At 68.2% G+C, this 20,547-nt stretch carries 19 protein-coding genes and 2 pseudogenes; 11 read left to right on the top strand and 10 right to left on the bottom strand.

Features of this window, described 5'->3' with window-relative positions:
• Nucleotides 1–157: 157 nt before the first annotated feature.
• Nucleotides 158–1,075: an NADP-dependent oxidoreductase gene (locus tag AB0K07_RS11175; protein WP_363753410.1), complete on the top strand. Its 918-nt coding sequence runs from the start codon at nucleotides 158–160 to the stop codon at nucleotides 1,073–1,075.
• A gap of 328 nt (nucleotides 1,076–1,403) precedes the next feature.
• On the opposite strand, the gene AB0K07_RS11180 is transcribed toward AB0K07_RS11175, so the two are convergent.
• Together AB0K07_RS11180 and AB0K07_RS11185 are read right to left on the bottom strand one after the other, a co-directional pair.
• Nucleotides 1,404–3,593, bottom strand: coding sequence for a UvrD-helicase domain-containing protein (locus AB0K07_RS11180; RefSeq protein WP_363753412.1), 2,190 nt, complete (start codon nucleotides 3,591–3,593; stop codon nucleotides 1,404–1,406).
• 189 nt (nucleotides 3,594–3,782) lie between these two features.
• Nucleotides 3,783–4,031, bottom strand: coding sequence for a hypothetical protein (locus AB0K07_RS11185; RefSeq protein ID WP_363753414.1), 249 nt, complete (start codon nucleotides 4,029–4,031; stop codon nucleotides 3,783–3,785).
• Between the two features lie 56 nt (nucleotides 4,032–4,087).
• Here AB0K07_RS11185 and AB0K07_RS11190 point away from each other — a divergent pair, with 56 nt between their 5' ends.
• Nucleotides 4,088–4,669, top strand: a complete 582-nt coding sequence (locus AB0K07_RS11190) for a dihydrofolate reductase family protein (protein WP_363753416.1) — start codon at nucleotides 4,088–4,090, stop codon at nucleotides 4,667–4,669.
• A 169-nt stretch (nucleotides 4,670–4,838) separates the two neighbouring features.
• Entirely contained in the window at nucleotides 4,839–5,210 is a 372-nt protein-coding gene (locus tag AB0K07_RS11195) for an STAS domain-containing protein (RefSeq protein ID WP_363753418.1), read from the top strand.
• On the opposite strand, the pseudogene AB0K07_RS11200 reads toward AB0K07_RS11195, so the two are convergent.
• Together AB0K07_RS11200 and AB0K07_RS11205 are read right to left on the bottom strand one after the other, a co-directional pair.
• Nucleotides 5,179–5,346: pseudogene (locus tag AB0K07_RS11200) on the bottom strand (transposase family protein); the annotation flags it as partial. The gene AB0K07_RS11195 and the pseudogene AB0K07_RS11200 sit on opposite strands and share 32 nt — an antisense overlap.
• A gap of 123 nt (nucleotides 5,347–5,469) precedes the next feature.
• The gene (locus AB0K07_RS11205) at nucleotides 5,470–6,078 is read right to left on the bottom strand and encodes an AraC family transcriptional regulator (protein ID WP_363753420.1); all 609 of its coding nucleotides are present in this window, start codon (nucleotides 6,076–6,078) and stop codon (nucleotides 5,470–5,472) included.
• 289 nt (nucleotides 6,079–6,367) lie between these two features.
• On the opposite strand from AB0K07_RS11205, the gene AB0K07_RS11210 reads away from it, so the two are divergent.
• The 4 genes from AB0K07_RS11210 (at nucleotide 6,368) to AB0K07_RS11225 (ending at nucleotide 11,778) form a co-directional block, all read left to right on the top strand.
• On the top strand, nucleotides 6,368–8,200 hold the full coding sequence (locus AB0K07_RS11210; protein WP_363753422.1) for a glycoside hydrolase family 15 protein: 1,833 nt from the start codon (nucleotides 6,368–6,370) through the stop codon (nucleotides 8,198–8,200).
• Between the two features lie 196 nt (nucleotides 8,201–8,396).
• On the top strand, nucleotides 8,397–9,239 hold the full coding sequence (locus AB0K07_RS11215; RefSeq protein WP_363753424.1) for an enoyl-CoA hydratase/isomerase family protein: 843 nt from the start codon (nucleotides 8,397–8,399) through the stop codon (nucleotides 9,237–9,239).
• Between the two features lie 105 nt (nucleotides 9,240–9,344).
• Nucleotides 9,345–10,106, top strand: coding sequence for a cyclase family protein (locus AB0K07_RS11220; RefSeq protein ID WP_363753426.1), 762 nt, complete (start codon nucleotides 9,345–9,347; stop codon nucleotides 10,104–10,106).
• A 13-nt stretch (nucleotides 10,107–10,119) separates the two neighbouring features.
• Nucleotides 10,120–11,778 carry a thiamine pyrophosphate-binding protein gene (locus tag AB0K07_RS11225; protein ID WP_363753428.1) on the top strand — a complete coding sequence of 553 codons (1,659 nt, stop codon included), beginning with the start codon at nucleotides 10,120–10,122 and terminating at the stop codon, nucleotides 11,776–11,778.
• Between the two features lie 75 nt (nucleotides 11,779–11,853).
• On the opposite strand, the gene AB0K07_RS11230 is transcribed toward AB0K07_RS11225, so the two are convergent.
• Nucleotides 11,854–12,039: a hypothetical protein gene (locus AB0K07_RS11230; RefSeq protein ID WP_363753430.1), complete on the bottom strand. Its 186-nt coding sequence runs from the start codon at nucleotides 12,037–12,039 to the stop codon at nucleotides 11,854–11,856.
• Nucleotides 12,040–12,053: 14 nt separating this feature from the next.
• Nucleotides 12,054–12,713: a hypothetical protein gene (locus AB0K07_RS11235; protein ID WP_363753433.1), complete on the bottom strand. Its 660-nt coding sequence runs from the start codon at nucleotides 12,711–12,713 to the stop codon at nucleotides 12,054–12,056.
• Between the two features lie 282 nt (nucleotides 12,714–12,995).
• Between AB0K07_RS11235 and AB0K07_RS11240 the strand changes: the two are divergent.
• The 3 genes and pseudogenes from AB0K07_RS11240 to AB0K07_RS11250 all read left to right on the top strand — a co-directional run.
• A pseudogene (locus AB0K07_RS11240) lies at nucleotides 12,996–13,262 on the top strand (hypothetical protein); the annotation flags it as partial.
• A 186-nt stretch (nucleotides 13,263–13,448) separates the two neighbouring features.
• Nucleotides 13,449–14,762: an MFS transporter gene (locus AB0K07_RS11245; RefSeq protein WP_363753436.1), complete on the top strand. Its 1,314-nt coding sequence runs from the start codon at nucleotides 13,449–13,451 to the stop codon at nucleotides 14,760–14,762.
• Between the two features lie 87 nt (nucleotides 14,763–14,849).
• Nucleotides 14,850–15,632, top strand: coding sequence for an alpha/beta hydrolase (locus AB0K07_RS11250; protein WP_363753438.1), 783 nt, complete (start codon nucleotides 14,850–14,852; stop codon nucleotides 15,630–15,632).
• Between the two features lie 156 nt (nucleotides 15,633–15,788).
• Here AB0K07_RS11250 and AB0K07_RS11255 read toward each other — a convergent pair whose 3' ends face one another.
• Both AB0K07_RS11255 and AB0K07_RS11260 read right to left on the bottom strand, forming a co-directional pair.
• On the bottom strand, nucleotides 15,789–16,409 hold the full coding sequence (locus AB0K07_RS11255; RefSeq protein ID WP_363753440.1) for an HAD family phosphatase: 621 nt from the start codon (nucleotides 16,407–16,409) through the stop codon (nucleotides 15,789–15,791).
• A 4-nt stretch (nucleotides 16,410–16,413) separates the two neighbouring features.
• Nucleotides 16,414–17,172 (bottom strand): DeoR/GlpR family DNA-binding transcription regulator, encoded by a 759-nt coding sequence (locus AB0K07_RS11260; RefSeq protein WP_363754286.1) that lies wholly within the window; start codon nucleotides 17,170–17,172, stop codon nucleotides 16,414–16,416.
• 73 nt (nucleotides 17,173–17,245) lie between these two features.
• On the opposite strand from AB0K07_RS11260, the gene AB0K07_RS11265 reads away from it, so the two are divergent.
• Nucleotides 17,246–18,457 carry an MFS transporter gene (locus AB0K07_RS11265; RefSeq protein ID WP_363753441.1) on the top strand — a complete coding sequence of 404 codons (1,212 nt, stop codon included), beginning with the start codon at nucleotides 17,246–17,248 and terminating at the stop codon, nucleotides 18,455–18,457.
• Between the two features lie 132 nt (nucleotides 18,458–18,589).
• On the opposite strand, the gene AB0K07_RS11270 is transcribed toward AB0K07_RS11265, so the two are convergent.
• Together AB0K07_RS11270 and AB0K07_RS11275 are read right to left on the bottom strand one after the other, a co-directional pair.
• On the bottom strand, nucleotides 18,590–19,603 hold the full coding sequence (locus tag AB0K07_RS11270) for a mechanosensitive ion channel domain-containing protein (RefSeq protein WP_363753443.1): 1,014 nt from the start codon (nucleotides 19,601–19,603) through the stop codon (nucleotides 18,590–18,592).
• Between the two features lie 103 nt (nucleotides 19,604–19,706).
• Nucleotides 19,707–20,435: a DUF1345 domain-containing protein gene (locus AB0K07_RS11275; RefSeq protein WP_363753446.1), complete on the bottom strand. Its 729-nt coding sequence runs from the start codon at nucleotides 20,433–20,435 to the stop codon at nucleotides 19,707–19,709.
• Nucleotides 20,436–20,547 lie beyond the last annotated feature (112 nt).

The raw sequence follows: 20,547 nt of genomic DNA on the forward strand, positions 1-20,547 counted from the left end.
GGACGTCCCCGCAACTCCCAACAAGATCCTCGCGCCCGAACCGCTACCGATCAGCGCGGTGTGGTCCGGGGCGGAGGCCTGACGCCGCCAATGCTGGGAAACGGAAATTTGTTCCTCGTGACAGTGCGGACGAGGACTGGATACAAGGAGGTATCGAATGAAGGCGATTGTGGTGACGGACGAGGCTGCGGGAACGGCCGGGATGACGCTGGTGGAGCGGCCTGAGCCGGAACCGGCACTCAACGACGTCGTCGTTCAGGTTCATGCGTCGGGGTTCGTCCCGACGGAGATGGCCTGGCCCTCGACCTGGACCGATCGCCTCGGCCGTGACCGGACGCCGTCGATTCCCGGACACGAGCTGGCCGGAGTGGTCAGCGCTATCGGGTATGGCACGACGGGACTGTCGGTGGGACAGCGGGTGTTCGGCCTTACGGACTGGACTCGCGACGGCACCCTGGCGGAGTATGTGGCCGTCGAGGCGCGCAACCTCGCGCCGCTGCCCGGCGACGTCGACTTCGCGGTGGGCGCGAGCCTGCCGATCTCTGGCCTGACCGCCTGGCAGGGACTGTTCGAGCACGGCCGCCTTCAGACGGGGCAGAGCGTCCTCGTGCACGGAGCGGCCGGCGCAGTCGGTTCGATGGTGACGCAGCTCGCACGTGAGTTCGGCGCCTACGTCATCGGCACCGGTCGCGCTGCCGACCGTCACAAGGCGCTCGACTTCGGCGCGCAGGAGTTCGTCGACCTCGAGAACGACGTCCTCGAAGCCGTCGGTGGACTCGATCTGGTTTTCGATGTCATCGGCGGCGACATCGGGAAGCGGTCCGCGGGCCTGATTCGAGCCGGAGGAATCCTGGTGTCCGTCGTCGGACCGCCCGAGGCGCGGCCCGCGGACGGCCTGGCGATCGACTTCGTCGTGACGCCCGATCGCGCCCAACTGGGTGAAATCGTCCGGCGGGTACGGGACGGGCGACTGCGGACGAACATCGGCAACATCGCAGACCTCGACGACGCCGTCGCCGCTCTCAACCCGACCGAGCGGATCACCGGGAAGACGATCATCCGCGCTCGCTCGTAAGGATTCGGGGACACGAACGGTCCCGCCCTTCTTGTGGATCATCGCCAACGGCGTGGCCGGGCCGGGCAACTCGTACCGGAGGACGTCATCGGACTGGTCCGCTATCTGGGTGGGCACCGTCGTAACCAGCTCCCGGCAGCCGGGGACAGTTGCTGCTACTCGGGGACCGAGGGCCTCACCGCGGCGAAGACGAGGGCCTGGTCGACGGGCTGGGTGAGCCGGGGAGGTAGCTTCGCCGGCAAGTAGCCGCACGCCGCGTCGACGGTGGTCACTTGCTCACCTCCGGTGCCTCACGTCCCGAGGAGGCGCCTGACGTCCGGAGGCTTTGTCATGGGTGTGGTGATTGCTGCGTGAGTATCAGCTGTCCGAGTTCCTGGGTGCATCGGGTGAGCGCGACGTAGAGGCCGTTCCAGCCGCGCGGTTCAGCGGCGATGCCTTGGGGGTCGATGAGTAGCGTCGCGTCCCATTCCAATCCTTTGGACTGGGTTGCGGTGAGCACGGGCACATCACTCAGCACGGCTAGGAGTTCGCCGATGCGGTCGGCGGGGGCGATGACGCCGACCGTGCCGCCATGCCACCGTTGCTGCAGCTGGCGCACAGCTTGGGCGGCGGCGTCGGCAAGGTCGGCGGGTGTGATCGTGAGCTTCCAGGGGGCGATGCCGGAGGAGCGTACCGCCCGTGGCGGCGTGTTGTGGCTGCCAGCTTTCTGCAAGACCGGTTCGGTGAGGTCCATGACCTCGCGCGGGGTCCGGTAGCAGATGGTGAGTTCCGCGGCGGTCCAGCGGTCTCCGAAAGCCGCCCGCACCGCTTGTGCCCAGCTGGTGTGCCGGTGCGCTGCCTCCGCCTGGTCGATGTCGCCGACGGCGGTGATGGATCGACTGGGACAGCGCCGTAGGACCATGTGCCACTGCATCTCGGACAGCTCTTGCGCTTCGTCGATGACGACGTGGCCGTACACCCAGCCGCGCTGCCGGCGAGCGCGGTCGGCGACGAACTCGCCCTGTGGTTGCGGGGCGTCGACCTCGCCGAGTAGGTCGGCGAGGGCGTCGAGTAGGGGGATGTCGCTCGATGCCCATGGGGTGGGCTCGGCCGAGACGGCGGTGATCTCCTGCGGGGACAGCTGCGGGGCGAACCGGGCCAGCAGGGTGCGGTTGGTCAGGAGGTCACCCAGCAGGGTTTCGGCGTCGAGGGTGGGCCACCATGCCTCGATGAACCGGGCGATGGTGGCGTTCTCGGCGATCCGATTACGGAGGTGTTCGATCTCCTCATCGGAGAGTAATCCGTCGATGTCACTGCCGGTGGACGTCCTGCCGGAGTGGTGGTCTTGCCGCATGTCTCTGTCGACGCGGGCGAGGATGTCCTCGAAGCCCTCCTCCATCTCGTTCATCAGCGCCTCGCGCTGCTCGACGACGACTTCGGCAAGGAGGTGGTGCAACTGCTCGGCGAACGCCGCGCGGGCGCGGTGGTACGGGCGTCCCTGCACCGCCGAGGCGAGCGCCTGCGCCACTGTTGCGGTGGTGATGACGTAGAACTCGCCCTCCCAGCGCAGCTTCAGCTCACGGGGCCGGGGGAGCAGCGACATGACGTAGTTTTCGAGCGCGGGCTGCCAGAGGGCACGGCCCTTGATCTCGGCGAGAAGACGGCTCTCGTCGCGGCCCACGCGGATCTCGGTCAGCAGAGTGTCGCAGGTCGCCGAGACGACGGCGGTCTCACCGAGCGCGGGCAGCACCTGGGCTATGTACTGGAGGAACCGCGGCGAGGGACCGAGGACCAGGACCGCTTGGTCGGCCATGTTTCGGTGGGCGAACAGCAGGTAGGCGACGCGGTGCAGAGCAACCACGGTCTTGCCGGTGCCGGGACCGCCCTGAACGATCAGCGGGCCGGTCGCCTCGGCCCGGATGATGTCGTCCTGTTCGCGTTGCAGCGTCGAGATCGCCGTCGACATGCGGCCGGTACGCCGCTGGTCGAGGGCGGCCAGGAGAGCGCCTTCACCAACGAGTTCCGCCGTCATGGTCCCGTCCAGCGGCTCGTCGTCCACGCCGACAACGGCCGATCCCCTCGTACGTATGTGGCGGCGCCGTGCCTGACCTTGTGGGTCGACAGCCGTCGCGGTGTAGAAGGGCCGAGCTGCGGGAGCGCGCCAATCGACCAGCAACGGCTCACTGTCCTCGCCGTCGTTGCGGAGACCGACACGGCCCACGTGTCGCACGGTGCCATCAAGACCGTCGAGGCGGCCGAAGACCAGCCCTTCCCGTGCTCGCCCTAGCTCGTCGTACTGCTGGCGGAGCATGCGCTGCCGGGCCCGCTCCAACGCGTCCAAGGCCTCTGACGAAAGCTCGCCCTGTAGGTGTTCGGCCAACCTGTCGCGCCGGGCCGTAGCCAAGTCGAGAAACGCCTGTTCTTCGGCGACCGCGGACCGGCGCGCGACGCCCTCCGCGGTAGAGGTCGGCGGTTCGCCGTTCGGTGTTACTTCGCTGACGCCAGCAGTGCCGTTGCTCAGAGCAGAATTTGATCGCATTCGCAAATCCTCGAATTGGTGTTCCGCTCGGACCGGATACGCCGCAGCGTATTCCGGCGGCAAGCATAGAGTCGGTTTCTCCTCGTCGGCCAGGAACTCTGCCGGCAGAGATGGGAATCTCAATGCCTTGAAGTTCCGGGTCGCTTGTGGCCTCACCCAATCTTGATTCGCTTATTGACAGATCGGCCCTTATCTGATCTGCGGGTGCGTTCCGACCAGCCACACGTCGCCCACGATGCGGATCCACGACGACAGCACCATTGAGGTGGGTCGAGACGCCTGTTCCAGCACCGGGCTTGACTGGCTACCTTCCGCGGCCTGCCAGTCGCGGGTCAGGCCGACGCTGCCGGTGGTGACGGTCCACGCGCCGAACTGCTGGCCGGGCGCTCGGCCACGTGCTGGACGGCTGGCCGCTGCCGGCCGATTGATTTCGTACAAGAGCGACAGCTCACGACACGCTAATTTGGGGGCACCCGAAAGCAGAGGAGAGCCCCGTGGGCAAGGTGGTCATGTACAGCTCGGTGTCGGTGGACGGCTTCGTCGCGGACGAGAATGACCAGCCCGGACCGCTGTTCGACTGGTTGTCCAGCGGTGACGTCCCGTTGGACGAGAGCGGCGAGGTGAAGGTGTCGCAGACGTCCTACGACTACACCCGGCCGTACTGGGACCAGATCGGGGTGACAATCGTCGGCCGCCACGTCTTCGACATGACGGACGGCTGGGACGGGAAGCCTCCGGGCGGGATCGACCACGTGGTCGTCGTGACGCACCGGCCGGAGCCCGAGGGCTGGGACCCCGAGGCACCGTTTCACTTCGTCGACGGCGTCGAGGCAGCCGTGGCCAAGGCGCAGGAGCTTGCGGGTGACCGCATGGTGGAGGTCGCCGCCGGCGACGTCGGTGGCCAGGTGCTTGCCGCGGGCCTGGTCGACGAGGTGCGCATGGACGTCGTACCCGTCGTGTTCGGGTCCGGCAAGCGCTACTTCGGGTCGGTCCACGCGCAGCACCTGTTGGAGGATCCTGACGTGGTGATTCAGGGCAATCGGGTGCTTCACCTGCGCTATCGGGTGCGCCGTTGAACGATCTGAGCACTCCTGGCTGCGAGCCTGGCGACGGTCGTCGCGCTGATCACGACCGTGCTCGTGATCTGTTCGTGACGTGGTGAACATTCGCGCCAACGGTCGACCACCCGTCCTCCAGCCTCTAATCTGACGGCTCGGGAAACACCAGGTGACGGAAGGCAACGCGATGACCGGTGCCACGGTCGGCGTCGACACCAACTCAGACGGCACCCTTGTCATACAACCACGTGGCCTACTCGACGCCGACGACGCGATCGACCTGCGTCGCACCCTCGTTCGGGCCATCCGGCACGACCGGCCGCTGCGTCTGGTCCTCGATCTGCGCGAGGTCCACGGACTCGACCCCATCAACGTCGGCACCCTGGCCGCCGCCTGCTACCTCGGCGACGACCAACACGTGGCGGTCTTCCTGGACCACCCCTCGAGCGCCATCGCGAACCAGCTGGTGAGGGCGGGCGTACCCGCTGATCGCCTGCGCCACATCGGCCCGACCACGCCTGGTCGCCGGTCGGGACCAGGGTGCCGTCAACGATCGTGATCTGGTCGACCCGCCGCCGGCGTACCGGGACCAGGGCGAATAGCGGCCCGAGGGTGTCGATGACCCGGTGGGCGGCGGACTGCGACAGCTCGAACAGCGGACCGATCTGCCGCATGGTCAGGTTCGTCCGCCAGTACGCGGCGGCACGGCATCTCGACGATGGCAGCAACATGCTCGCGCTCGTACTTCAATGCCACGCCTTCGATGCGCGCAGGGATCGCCGCCATGACTGCATGCGGCCTGAAAGGCTGACAGCGCGTCAGCGCAGTGCAACCTCACCCGCGTGGACGGCGCGTACGGCCCGCTCGACAGTCTCCTGATTTTCGCCGACCGGAGCCACGTAATCGATGACGTCGCGCGCGGCGCCCTCCCCGAGCATTCGGGTGATCACCCACGTGGCGAGATACTGGGACGCCAGGCAACCGCCCGCCGTAGCGACGTTGCCCTCGGCGTGGAACGGCGCGTCCAGCACGGTGACGTCGCAGGCTTCGACGAAGGGCCGGCTCGTCATGTCCGTGCAGGCCGGAATGTCGGCCAGCAACCCGAGCCGGGCGAGCACCAGCGCGCCGGAGCACTGCGCGCCGATCAGCTGTCGCGAGGGGTCGAGCAGCAGCCTGGACAGCAGCTGATCGTCGGCGACCACGTCTCGCGCCTTCACCCCGCTACCGATCAGCACGACGTCGGCTTCGGTCACGAACTCCATCGGGCGCTGTCCAGCGACTTCGACGCCGTTCATCGACGTGACCACCGGCGTCGGCGTCGTGATGAAGGCCTCCAAGTCGTCCTTACGGCAGCGGTTGATCAGCGCCGAGGCGATGAAGCTGTCGAGCTCGTTGAACCCGTCGAAGGTCACGACGGCTACCTGCATGACAACTCCCGGAAGTTGCGGCATCAGATCTGCAATCTCGCTGGCAGGCCGTTGGGGGTCGAGAGCCAATCAGCGGCTGGTGGCATGGCTCTCATGCTCTGCGATCCGAGCTCCGACCCTGCTCGGCGGAAGAACCCTGTCCACGTGCGCCAGAGCGAACAGCCTTTGGCGCCGCCCCGCGATGTCCAGGAACAAGCTCAGTGATGAGTTGTGCCCGTGGTGCGGAGTTATAGGAGGCTTCGTCCGGTACAAGGTAGTTTGGTAATGATGAGATAACCCGGAGGCCTGGTTGGATTCGTACCCTGCAATTGAAGCCCACGGCTTGATCGGTGATCTGCAGACCGCGGCGCTGGTGGCGATGGACGGGACGCTGGACTGGTTCTGTGCGCCGCGGTTCGACTCGCCGAGCCTGTTCGGCGGACTGCTCGATCGGCACAAGGGTGGGCACTTCCAGGTGTCGCCAGAGGGCGTCGACTACGTAAGCAAGCAGCTGTACCTACCCGGTACGCCGATCCTGATCACCCGCTTCCTGAGCGCCGACGGCGTGGGTGAGCTCGTGGATTTCATGCCCGTCGCCGGGGACCAGCCCACCGATCGCCACCGCCTGGTGCGGATGCTGCGGGTCGTCCGAGGTGTGATGCGGTTCCGTGTCGACTGCCAACCCCGCTTCAACTACGGGCGGGATCGGCACGAACTCCACGCGTACCCCGCGGGTCACGTTTTCCGCAGCCCCGCGCTCTCCCTCGCCGTGAGCCTCGTTCGATACCCCGAGACCCGGCCCGGCGAGCAGGGAGTCCGGTGTAAGGACGGTGGCATATGGACCGTCGCCACGCTGCGCGAGGGCGAGGCCGGGGGTGCTGTTCTGGAAACAGGAGTGTCGCCTGACCGGCCACGCTTCTACACGCCGCACGAGGTGCAGGAGCTGCTGGAGCAGACCCGCGACTTCTGGCGGCGTTGGCTCGGCCGTTCCTGCTACACCGGCCGTTGGCGGGAGACGGTCGAACGCTCCGCGATGACGCTGAAACTCATGACGTACGCGCCGACCGGTGCGCTCATCGCCGCCCCCACGGCCGGGCTGCCCGAGCAGGTCGGCGGCCAGCGCAACTGGGACTACCGCTACACCTGGATTCGCGACGCGTCAATCTCCGCACACATCCTGCTCAAGCTGGGCTTCACCGACGAAGCGCGGCAGTACATCCACTGGGTCGACGACCGGGTCCGGGAGGCCTGGGACCGGGAGGTGCCGCTGCAGATCATGTACCGCATCGACGGCTCCCCCGACGTCTCGGAGGAGGTGCTCGACCACTTCGAGGGTTACCGCGGATCAGCGCCGGTGCGGATCGGCAATAGCGCCGCGAACCAGCTGCAACTCGACATCTACGGCGAGTTGCTCAACGGCCTCTATGAGGCCGACTGCCATGGTCTGCAGACCTCCCACCAGTTGTGGCTGAACACCGTGCGACTGGTGGACTGGCTCTGCGAGCACTGGGACCAGCCCGAAGATGGGATCTGGGAAACCCGCGGCGGCCGCCAGGACTTCACTTACGGGCGGTTGATGTCCTGGGTCGCCCTTGACCGGGCTGTCCGCCTCGCGCACCGACGCGGACGACCGGCCAACACCGCTCGCTGGCTGAGTAACCGAGACCAGATCTACGAACAGATCATGGCCCGTGGCTTCCACCCCGGGCGCGGTGCCTTCGTCCAGCACTACGCGACCAACGTCCTGGACGCGTCGCTGCTCGCCATGCCTGGCGTCGGACTGGTCTCATCAATGGACCCGATGTGGCATTCCACGCTGCGGGCGATGGACGGGGAACTCGTGTCCGACAGCTTGGTCTACCGGTACGACCCGGCCGCCTCGCCCGATGGCCTTCCCGGGCAGGAGAGCACCTTCACCATGTGCTCCTTCTGGTACGTCCGGGCCCTCGCCGAGTCCGGCCGGCTCGACGACGCCACGCTGATCTTCGAAAAGATGCTCACCTACAGCAGCCCACTCGGCCTCTACTCGGAGGAGATCGCGCCCAGCGGCGAGCAGACCGGCAACTTCCCGCAGGCGTTCAGCCACCTTTCGTTGATCGACACAGCAGTGAACCTTGACCGCCTGCTCGACGGCCGCCAATAAGGAGTCGCGCGGGGCTAGGTGGGAGAGCGATTCGGGATCTGGCGAAGCGCCACGCACGCGCGGAGGCAGTCCGTACGATCGACATCGACCATGGGCGCCGATCCGTCGCGTGACGTGGAGCCCCGGCGCTGGTCGTTCCGTGGATCCCACCGCCGCTGCCCGCGCCTTCGGTTGCGCGACGGAGAGGAGCCGGCGGGTGAACACCTCGTTCGAGACCCTGCGTACTGAGTTGACCGTCGGCGTCTTGACGGTGACGCTGGACGCGCCGCCGATCAACATGATCGGCCCGGAGGTGGTGCGGGACCTGGTCACCCTGCTCGACCGACTGACCAGAACCACAGAGGTGCGGGTGGTCGTCTTCGACACCGCCGACCCGGACTTCTTCATTTCTCACGTCGACCTGACCAAGGTCGCCGAGTACTCGGCTGAGGCGGCCAAGGCGGGCGGGGGTCCGCAGGACGCCTTTCTCGGGATGGTGCTGCGCAAGCTGAGCGACGCACCGGTCGTCACGATCGCGAAGCTGCGCGGACGGGCTCGGGGAGCGGGTAGCGAGTTCGTGCTCGCCTGCGACATGTGCTTCGCGGCGCGGGAGAACGCGGTGCTCGGCCAGCCCGAGTGCGGTTTCGGCGTGGCACCCGGGGCTGGTGGCCTACAACACCTGACGCGCCTGCTCGGCCGAGGACGGGCCATTGAGATGATCCTCGGCGCGCAGGACGCGGACGCCGACCTCGCGGAGCGGTATGGGTGGATCAACCGGGCGCTGCCGGATGCCGAGCTCGATGAGTTCGTGGCCACGCTGGCCCGACGGATCGCATCTTTTCCCTCGGCGGCGATCCAGACCACGAAGCGGGCGATCAACGAGCTGACGCTGCCGCCTGCAGAGGCCGTACGCGCCGACGGCCGCCGGTTCCAGGAGCTGGTCGCCGCCCCGGAGGTGCAGGACCGGTCGAAAAAGTTGTTCGACCGGGGCTTGCAGACCCGGGGTCCGCTGGAGCTTGATCTCGGTACGCGGATCGCCGATCTGCCGGCCGCCGGGTGAACGCTGCCGCTGTGACCGCGCCGTTGAGAGGACAACTGAAGATCGTGCCGACACGCCCCGTTCGAGAGTCCATCGTGGAATGTGAGTGAGGTGTACCGTCGCCGCATGACGGTGCTGCAGGAGTTTGTCGCCGCTCTTTCCAGCGGCCGGATCCAGGTTGTCGACCTCACCGCTCCGCTCTCGGACCAGACCCCGATCCTGGGTCTGCCCGAGCAGTTCGGCCAGACCTGGCCGTTCCGGCTCAGCGAGATCAGCCGGTACGACGACCGCGGTCCGGCCTGGTACTGGAACAACTTCTCCACCGGCGAGCACACCGGCACCCACTTCGACGCCCCGGTGCACTGGGTCACCGGTCAACAGGGCGCGGACGTGTCGCAGGTCCCGGTGAGTCAGTTGATCGCCCCGGCGGTGGTGATCGACCACGCCGCCGACGCCGCCGACGACCCTGACTTCCTGCTCGAGGTCGAGCACATCAAGGCGTGGGAGGCGGAACACGGTGCCCTGCCCACCGGTGGCTGGCTGCTCTACCGCACCGGCTGGGACGCGTACGGCGACGACCCGGAGCGGTACGCCAACGCCGGGCGTACCCCGGGCATCTCCGTCGAGTGCGCCCGCTGGCTGGCCGAGGAGTCGCCGATCCAGGGCGTCGGGGTGGAGACGGTCGGCACCGACGCGGGTGCCGCGCATTCGTTCGACCCGCCGTTCCCGTGCCACTCGTTCCTGCTCGGCCAGGAGAAGTACGGCCTGACCCAGCTACGTAACCTGACTCAGTTGCCGGCGACCGGCGCGGTGGTGATCGCCGGACCGCTGCCGATCGTCTCCGGGTCCGGCAGCCCGTGCCGGGTCCTCGCGCTGGTCGAACGGTAGGACCGGGCCGCAGATGCGGGTAGCCGAGGTGGTCGGGCGGGTTCTGTACGGACACGGCGCACGGTACGTCTTCGGGGTGGTCGGCAGCGGCAACTTCCATGTCACGAACGCGCTTGTGGCGGCCGGCGCCCGGTTCGTGGCGGCGGCCCACGAAGGCGGCGCGGCGAGCATGGCGGACGCGTACGCCCGCACCTCCGGGACGGTGGGCCTGCTCTCGGTGCACCAGGGTCCGGGCGTCACCAACGCGCTGACCGGTCTCACCGAGGCCGCGAAGAGCCGTACCCCGATGGTGGTCCTGGCCCCGGAGGCGACCGCGCCCCGGTCGAACTTCTTCATCGACCTACCGGCGCTCGCCACCGCGGTCGGCGCCGACTTCCACCGGGTACGCGCGACGCACGCGGCCGAGGACGCGGGCGCGGCGTACCGGGCTGCCGCCCGGGGCGCGACGGTGGTGCTGGGCCTCCCGTTGGAGGTGCAGCGCACCATGACCGAACCGTGGTCCGGCCCGGTCCCTGCAGCCGCGCCGACCCCGGCCACCGCCCCGCAGGTCGAGCCGTTGCTGGCCGCGCTCCAGGCCGCACGTCGACCGGTATTCATCGCGGGTCGGGGCGCCCGGGCGGCCCGGGAACCGCTGGCCCGGCTCGCCGACGCGTGCGGCGCGCTGCTCGCGGTCTCGGCCGCGGCGAAGGGACTGTTCGCCGGGAACCCGTGGAACATCGACGTGGCCGGCGGTTTCGCCACCCCGCTCGCCGCCGAACTGATCGGCACGGCGGACCTGGTCGTCGCGTGGGGCAGCACGCTGAACATGTGGACCACCCGGCACGGCGAACTGATCCCGCCCTCCGCCGTCGTCGTCCAGGTGGACCACGACCCGGCCGCGTTCGGGGTGAACCGCCCGGTTGACCTGACGGTGGCCGGCGAGGTGTCGGCGGTCGCCGAGGCGGTGCTCGGTCGGCTGGGCGCCGGCTCCACGGGGCCCGTGGAGGCCGGGACCGGCGGCTGGCGTACGCCGGAGCTGGCACAACGGATTCGCGACCACGGCCGGTGGCGGACCGTCCCGTACCGGGACGAGGGTGGGTCGGCGCCGGCCGGCGCTCCGGCGACGATCGACCCCAGGACACTCTCGGCCACCCTGGACGACCTGCTGCCGCCCGACCGGACGGTGGTGGTCGATTCCGGCAACTTCATGGGCTACCCGTCGATGTGGCTCGACGTGCCGGACGTGGCCGGATTCTGTTTCACCCAGGCGTTCCAGTCGGTCGGGCTCGGCCTCGCCAGTGCGCTCGGCGCGGCGGTCGCCCGGCCGGACCGGCTCACCGTCGCCGCGGTCGGCGACGGTGGCTTCGTCATGTCCGCGACCGAACTGGTCACCGCCGTCCGGCTGGCGCTGCCCCTCCTCGTGGTGATCTACGACGACGCGGCGTACGGCGCCGAGGTGCACCACTTCGGCCCGGACGGGCACCCGTTGGAGACGGTCACCTTCCCCGAGACCGACCTGGCCGCGATCGCCCGCGGTTACGGCTGCGACGGGTTGACCGTCCGGACCGTCGACGATCTCGGGCCGGTACGCCAATGGGTCGCTGGTCCCCGAAACCGGCCGCTGGTGGTCGACGCCAAGGTCTGCGCCGCGCGCGGCTCATGGTGGCTGGAGGAAGCGTTTCGCGGCCACTGAGCCACCGCCGTACGTACGGCGATGCGGGGCGGTGTAACCAGGGTGCCACGAGTCCAACCGGTATGAGACGGGCTCTCAAGAGCATGCTCTCGCCGAGCGGTCCGCCTCGACCTGACAGCCGGCCTGCTCCAGGTTCGGGGGTAGCGCGATCATCTCCGGCTGCCCGGTGGTGCCGCGGTAGAGGACACTGAACGGCTCCGGCCCGTCCAGGCTGCTGTTGGTGCCCTCCACCGTGAAGCCGTCCAGGTGCTGCTCGTCCATATCCCGTGCTGGGTTCATGCCTTCCGGTGCGGCCATTCGACGAGTTCCTTCATCAGCTCGTTGAGTAGCGGCGTCAGCGTGCCGTGGATCAGCCGTGTCTCGACCCCTGCGGCAAGGGTTTCGAACATTTCGTCGTGGAAGGCCAGGAAGTAGTGGTGCAGTTCTCGCCAGGGCCTGTCGGAGTGATTGGAGTGCACGGAGTTGATGCGGATGTGCTCTTCGAGCCACTGCGAGTTGTGGACCTCGTGAGGAGCGTAGAACTCCAGGCCCTTGTCGTTGAGGGGGTGGCCGTGTAGGGCTTCGTCGTTGGGTGCGCCGAGGCGGACGGAGGCGCACCGCCAGAATTCGATTACGCCGAAGACTTCGGGCTCCTCGTCGTTCGGGGAGACGATCCGGACGTAGGTGCCGTCCCAGTCCGGGTTCGGTTCGGTTGCGTAACAGACGACGAACGCGCGGGAACCGTTGGCGAGCAGGTGCGGTAGCGGAGCGCCAGAATCCCATTGGAAGCCGATATCGATAACTTCGGCGTACTGGTCGCCGCGGGCTGCTGCGAGGGCACGCTCGGCGGCCACAACCTCGCGTGAGGCGATCCGCGCGGCGTGCGGATCGGACCAGCCAGTCTCTTCTTGGCGTCGCTTCGCCTCAGCTAATCTACGAACCAGCTCATCCGTCACGCCGCCATTATCGATGTGGGCGTGGCGGCCTCGTCAGCCGGCGGCGGCCGGTTGGGGCGCGGACTTCGGCGACTACACGACTCCCCAGCGGACATTGAAGAGGCCAGCGCGTACCTGCTCTCGGGATGGCTGGTGTTCGCCGGGGTTACGGCCCGCCCAGCGTCGCGGCGGTAGACGCGCCATGTGTCGATGCGAGTCGCGATGTCCCACCATGCTGAACCGGTAGCGGATCCCGTCGGCTGACACCCGGAGCCGACTGCGACGCCATGACCAGTGCATTGTGCCCTGCGCTGGATCGACGAGTACGGCGACCGCAACAACGACGGCTACGACGAATACGCCACCCGCTCATCCCAGGGCCTCGGCAACCAATGCTGGCGCGACTCCTGGGACGGCATCCTGTTCTCCACCGACGACCCCGCCTACAACCCGATCGGCTATCACCGGGGCACCGTCTGGCCGCACGACAACTCGCTCATCGCCCATGGCCTCGCCCGGTACGGCTTCCGCGGGGAGGCCAACCGGATCATCATGGCCATGCTCGACGCGTGGAGACTTCAGGCTGCGGTCGGCATGTGTTCGGCGAAGACCCGGAACTGTTCGCGGCCGGTGTGCATGTGCCAGAGCTTGTCCGCCAGGACGGCCGGGTCGTACGTCGGGTGTCCCGGCTGGATCGGTCAGGGCGCCATGGGCACCAGTTCGGCTGTGAGCAAACTATGCTGACAGCTACCTTTATTGATGTCGCTGCTCCTCGTGGTGTTCCGTGAACGGATGACACCCGCGACCGTGACGCGGCGGTTCCCGCATTCCTCGCCATACTGGCCTGTGCTGAGCCATGCGTTGCTGCGCCGGATCCTGCCCGGCCTGACGGTGTCCGCCCTGGGTGATGGCATGGCGATCGTCGCGGTGAGCTGGTTGGCGTTGCAGTTGGCGTCGCCGGGGCAGCGTGGCATGTGGGTGGCGCTCGCAGTGGCGGCGTACACCGTGCCCAGCGTGGTGGGCACCCTGGTGTTCGGCCGGGTGTTGGGTGGGCGTGGCGGCGCGCAGTTGGCCGGGTGGGACGCGACCTTGCGCGCCGGCGCGCTTGCGGCGATTCCTGTCGCGTACGTCTTCGGGGCGCTGAGCCTCGGGTTGTACGTGACCTTGCTGGCCATCTCGTCGCTGTTGCACTCGTGGGGTTCGGCGGGACGCTACACGTTGATCGCCGAGGTGCTCCCGGTACGCCACCACTTGGCGGGTAACGCCGTCCTCGGCATCATCGCCGAGATGGCCACCATCGGTGGCCCTCCGCTGGCCGGGCTCTTGATCAGCTGGGGCGGGGCTGTGTGGGTGATCGCCATCGACGCGGCCACCTTCGCCGTCCTTGCGCTCACCTACCACTTGGCCGTACCCGCCACCGACAGACCGGGACGGGCGCAGGTCGGCGCCTCACGCACTGCCGGCTTCGGCGTCATCCGCCGCAACCGCAGCCTGCTTGGCCTGCTCACTCTGAGCTTTGGGTTCTTCTTTCTCTTCGGACCCGTCTACGTCGCCCTTCCCCTCTACATCACCGACGAACTGCACGCCTCGGCCACCCTGCTCGGCACCTACTACATGGCGTTCGGTGCGGGTGCCCTCGTCGGTGGCTTGACCGTCGGCTACCTACGCCGATGGTCGCTGTGGGTCGTCACCATCGGCATCGTCGTGGGCTTCGGTCTCACCATGCTGCCCCTCGGGCTGGGCGCACCCACCGGCCTGTCCCTACTGTCCTTCGCCATCGGCGGCGCGGTGTGGGCGCCGTACATGCCCACGTCGATGGCGTTGTTCCAACGCAGCACCACGAACGCGAACCGGCCACAGGTCCTCGCCGCCAACGGCGCCGTCACCGTGGTGGCAGTACCGGCCGGCACCATGCTCGGCGGCCCGCTCGTCAGTGCCCTCGGTGCCCGCGAGACGTTGCTGTTCTGCGCCATCGCCATCATCGCCTTCGGCGTGATCGCCGCCGGCTTGACTGTTCTCCATCGCCTCCCGCTGCCCGTCGGCGACTCCGCACTCACCGGGGGAGAGTGACAAGGCTGCCACTAGCGATCACGGCCATCCTTCGGCGACCGTGTCCCGAGCACAGCACCCGTTGAAGACACTTGTGGGGATTTGGACATGAATTTGGCGTTTGATGAATCAGGGCGAGCCGAAAAGGTGGTGGCGTGCCTTCCGATGTTCGGCATGACGCGCGCCGCCATGGCTGCGGCCTTCACGCCTGCGTTCGCGGGTGCCGGCCTGCGAGAGGTGTACCTGGATCTGCCCGGGCACGGAGACTCCCCGGCGACCTGCAGAGCCGAATCCCAGGCATTGCTGGACACCGTGTGCGCGTGGCTCGACCGCCACGTCGGCGCACCGGTCCTGCTGGCTGGTGCGTCCTACGGCGCCTACCTCGCCGCCGGGATCGCGCGCCAGCGGCCCGAGCTTGTCCGTGGCCTGCTCCTCGTCTGCCCGGGCGTCAAAATCTCACGAGAAGGCCGGGACCTGCCTGAGTTTGAGCCGCCCGAAGCGCCCACGGGTTGGCTGGACGCTGCTCCCGCCGAACTGCGGGCACACCTTGACGTCGCTCTGGGTCATCGCACCCCGGCTGTCGTCGCGACGGTGCTCGCGGCCCTGGACTCCGGCGGCCCCGGCGATGAGGAGTTCCAAGAAGAGCTGCGAGGGGGGCTTGACTTCGCGCTTCCCGACGAGGAGGCCGACATCGTCTTCGGCGGTCCGGTCAGCGTGATCACCGGCCGACAGGACGGGATAGTCGGCTATGCCGACCAGTTCCGCTCCATGCGCCACTATCCCCGAGGCACCTTCACCGTGGTTGACGCGGCCGGACACTACCTGCCGTTCGAACAACCCGCGCTGCTGCGGTCGCTGACGCAGGATTGGCTGCGTCGAGCGAGGAGCTGACGAGGAACACCGCGGTGATCCGAGGCTCCGAGGCGCCCGAAGCTGTCGACGAAGTCGACCACTTGGCCGAACACTTCGAGGGTTTCGCCGCTACGCGAACCGAACCAGCCGAATCCGTACCTTTCGACGAGTGCCATAGGGCGATCGACAGATCCGCTACTGCATCTGCGGCACGGTGTCCAGCTCGGCGATGGCCTGGCGAGCGTGCCCGGGGCCGATGAACAGGTGGCCGGGCATGCCGATTGCCTCGGCAGCTTGGACGTTCTCTGCGCGGTCGTCAACGAACAGGATGCGTCCTGGTGCGAGGTCGAGGGCGCGGCAGCACCACCGGTAGGCCTGCGGCTCGGGTTTCGCATGGCCGATACGGCAGGAGAAGGCAACTGTGTCGAAGTGCTTCAACCAGCGGTGGTGCTTCTCGTAATGCACGGCCAGTTCTTCCGGGATGTTCGACAGCAGTGCGACCCGCCGCCCCGATGCCGCCGTCTGTTCGACAAGGGCGACCATGTCGTCGTCGACGGCGCTCCAGCTAGCGATGTCCGCGTCGATGAGGCGGGCGATCTGGTGCTCATCGAAGGTGGTGCCGAGGGTCGCCGCTACCTGCCGCCAGTACTCGGATCCGGTCACCTCACCACGGTCGTAGGGCATACGCAGCGCCCAGTAAGACTCCCAGAAGCCGGGGGCTGAGACACCCGCCGTCGTCACCAGCAACTCCTTGCCGGAAGAAGACTGCTGGCGGGCGATGACGCCGAACAGGTCGAAGAGCACGGTGTCCGCCATCGGCTCAGACCCTCCGCACGACGACGCCGGCGGCTTCCAGTGCGTCAGCCTCGTCGTTGGGGGCGTCGTCTCCGGTCACGACGGCGTGCAGCGCGGACGTCGGCGCGACGAAGGCGAGGGCGGTGCGGGAGAACTTCCCCGCCTCGGCGACCGCGATGACGCGGTTGGCCGAGGCCATCACGGCACGCTTGATCGCAGCATCGGCCAGGTCGTACGCGGTCAGGCCGTTCGAGGCGTTCAGGCCACAACAGCCGATGACTGCGGTGTCGAAGCGCAGCGCGGCAAGCGACGCCTCCGCGAGGGGGCCGGTGAGCGCCAACTCACCGGGGCGCGGCTCCCCGCCGGGCAGGAGAAGCCTCAGTTGGGGTGCGCCGACCAGTGCGTTGGCCGCGTGCAGGGACAGCGGCATGACGGTCAGGCGACGGTGGGTCAGGGCGCGGGCCACTTCGAGGCAGGTAGTGCCGCTGTCGATGACGACCGCCTCGCCGTCGGCGATCATGCCGGCTACCGCTGCGGCGATGCGCTGCTTGACCGCCAAGTCGTCCTGGGCGCGAAGCGCGAACGGGGGTTCCTCGCCGCGCAACAGCAGGCTTCTGGCCCCACCGCGGTAACGCTCCAGGACGCCCTGTTCAGTCAGGATCTCCAGGTCTCGGCGGATCGTCATCTCCGAGGTGCTGGTCAGTTCCGCCAGCGCCGCCACGCTGAGCTGCCCGGCCCGCCGTACGGCATCGGTGATCTGTTGGTGTCGGTCCACGCTCGCCATGCGCTCATTGAACACCCCGCGCGTTCGATCGACAAGTTTTCGAACGCGAATCATGTTTGATATGTTCGGAAGCATGACGAGATCCTTGCGGGCCGCCCGGCTGGCCACCTTCGCCTACTTCGCCCTCAACGGCTTCGTCTTGGGGATCTGGATCGTCCACATCCCAGCCGTCGAACACCGGGCCGGGATCAGCCACGCCGTGCTCGGCTGGCTCCTGCTGCTCCTCGGCGCCGGTGCCTTCGCCGGAATGCAACTGGTCGGGCCGCTTACCGACCGGTTCGGCGCTCGCAAGGTCGTGCCGATGAGCGCGGCGCTGTGCAGTGCGGCGCTCGTCCTGCCCGCGCTCGCCACGAACGCGTGGACACTGGGCGTGGCACTGCTGGCATTTGGCATTGGCAACGGCAGCCTGGACGTCAGCATGAACACCCACGCTGTTCAGGTCGAAGCCCGGTACAAGCGTCCGATCATGTCCGCGTTCCACGCCGTGTTCTCCATCGGCGGGGTTCTCGCCGCGCTGGTCGGCGCCCGGACCCTCAGCTGGGGTTGGAGCACGACGGCGACCCTGACCGCGGCCAGTCTCTTCGCCCTCGCCGTCACCGCAGTCGCCGCACCCGCACTGTTACCGAGGCTGGAAGCCGCCAGCGCGCCGGAGCGCTCCACCGCCAAGGCCACCACCTGGCGGACCACGCCCCTTCGCATTTGGGCGCTCGCCGCGCTCGCCTTGATGCTGATGCTCAGCGAGGGCGTCGCCAACGACTGGAGCGTGCTGGCCATGCGCGACGTGCTCGACGCGCCCGTCGCCACCGCCGCCCTCGCCTACGGTGCGTTCGCCACCGCCATGACGATTGGGCGCTTCCTCACCGACCGGGTCGTCGCACGCTTCGGCCCCGTCGCCATCGTCCGCTACGGATCGGCACTGGCGGCACTCGCCCTCACGATGATCGCCCTTTCACCGTCGATCCCGCTGGCTATCGCCGGCTGGGTGCTGTTCGGCATCGGACTGTCTGGCACTATCCCGCAACTCTTCAGCGCGGCCGGCCACGCCGACCCCAACGCCGCCGGAAAGAACGTCTCCCGCGTCGCCGGCCTCGGCTACCTGGGCATGCTTGCCGGACCCGCCATCATCGGACCCCTAACCCACCTTATGCCGCTGAACTACACATTCTTCCTGCCCGTGGGCCTCTGCGTAGTCGCCGCCCTCACCGCCGACATCCTTCGATCCAAGGCAGAAGAGACCCTGCCACAGGTGGCCAACCCGCCAGCGGCCAGCGTCCACACCGTCTGAGCCACACCTGTGGTCCTGGGGCTGGGAGAACAGCGGTACGGGGAACGTGGGTGAACCTGGTTCCACACCCTGCCACCCCAGGTGAACCCGTAGGTGGCGAGACCAGGCCCTCGCGTCAGCGGGTGTGCGGGCTCAGGGGTGGTACTCATTGCGGGTGCGAGGCATCCACTCGGGGCGGTGGTCGCGCAGGTACCGGATGACGCCCTCGCGCACGTCGCAGCGCAAATCCCACGCACTCGGCCCGTCGGCCGCCGATGCCTGGATTTGGACAACGACGGTCTGCGGCGTCGCGTCCACCATCTGTAGCACCCACTGGTGCCGATCCCACAGCGGTGACGATTCGATGAGCCGCCTTGTCTCGGCACGGAGGTCGTCCAGGTCGACGGTGTGGTCGACGTGGATCCGGATCTCTCCGATGACCCGCGTCTCGTGCCGGGTCCAGTTCTGGAAGGGGTGTTCGGTGAACCAGGTGGTGGGCAGGATGAGCATCCGGTCGTCCCAGAGCCGGATGACCACGTTGGTCAGCTTTACCTCCTCGACGCGTCCCCACTGCCCGTCGACGACGATGACGTCCCCCAGGTGGAGGCCGTCGGCGAAGGCAACCTGGATACCGGCGAAGGCGTTGCCGAGCGCGGTGCGCGCGGACAGGCCGAGCAGTGCGCCGATGACACCCGCCGAGGTGAGTACGGACAGCCCGATGCTGCGCAGGGCGGGGAAGGTGGTGAGGATCAGGCCGATCGCCGCGACTGTCACCACGACGGAGGTGAGGCGCCGGACGGGTCGGATCTGGGTGCGGGCGCGTCGGACCCGGCGATCGGCCCGCGTCTCGCCCGGCAGCCGGCTGAACGCGACCCTCTCGGCGACGTGCAGGGCGCGAAGAATCAGCCACGTCACGCTCGCGATCAACAGCACTACGACGACGTGCCGGCCGGGGTGGTGTCCCGCGCCGGGGTACGCGCGGATTGCCACGTACAGTGCCGCGAGGAGCAGCACCGCGACGGCGGGGCCCCGGGATGCGCGGTACAGCGGCGCGAGCAGCCAGCGGTAGCGACGAGCACCTGCCCGACGCTCGACGAGAACGCCGGCCAGGAGGCCCGCCGCGACGATCACGGCCACCGCGACGACCAGGATCAACCTCGTGGTCATCAGCTGAGTTCTCTGCCTGCGGCGACCGTCATCCTGCACTCCCATCCGTCCCGCGAGGAAGCCACGTGGCGCGTCCGGGACGGTCGCAGTGGCGAGCCGGGGGTCATGACTGGCCCAGGTTGGTGACCAGGTTGACGGCGACGGCCAGGATGCCGGTTCCAAAGGCGTACAGGAGCAGCGCGTGCCCGAGCGCGATCCTGCGCATGTGGTTGGTGGTCGGTTCGTTCTCGCCCGGGGCGAAGGACATGCCAACCGTAAAGGCGACGTACGCGAAGTCGGCGTACGCCGGGCGGTCTTCCCGCTTGAAGTCGATGCCGCCGTCGTCGTCGCGGTAGTACAGCCGGGCGTACTTGAACGCGAAGACGGTGTTCACCAGCGCCCACGCCAGGACGACCGCGACGACGCTGAGGAACACCAGCGCGACAGCCACCATGTCCTGCTCGCCCGAGGCGCGGACGAGCGCCTCGGCCACTGCGGCGATACTGATAACGGACGCGATCAGGATCGCCGTGTCGGTGGAACGGGAGTCCCGCTCCGCCTCGGCGAGTTCCTCGGTGCGCTCGGGGCTCGCCGACCAGCAGGCGCGCCATACCCAGACGAGGTTCGTGCCCGCCGCGATCGTCCAGATCACCAGCGGCGTCAGCGCCGGCGCCCCGGCGAGCGCGGTGGCCGTCCCGGCGACGACACCGACGGCTAGCGACCACAGGGCGCGCCTGACGGACAGCAGGCGTCCCAGCGCGGGTCGTCGCGATCGCTGCTCCACCCCTTCAGCGTTCCGACTCGACCGGGTCGCGCCGGGGAAACCTCGAGCGATCACCGGATCGGGGTGCATTGAGGATGGTGGGAAACCGGCGATCGACGTTCGGGCCGGGCCGCGGAGCGACCACGTCATTCACCAGAAGGCCCTGGCGTCTCGTGCCATGTGCCGGCGCCGTGACGGCAAG

It is taken from the genome of Micromonospora sp. NPDC049301, from assembly GCF_040678715.1.
Taxonomy (GTDB): Bacteria; Actinomycetota; Actinomycetes; order Mycobacteriales; family Micromonosporaceae; genus Micromonospora.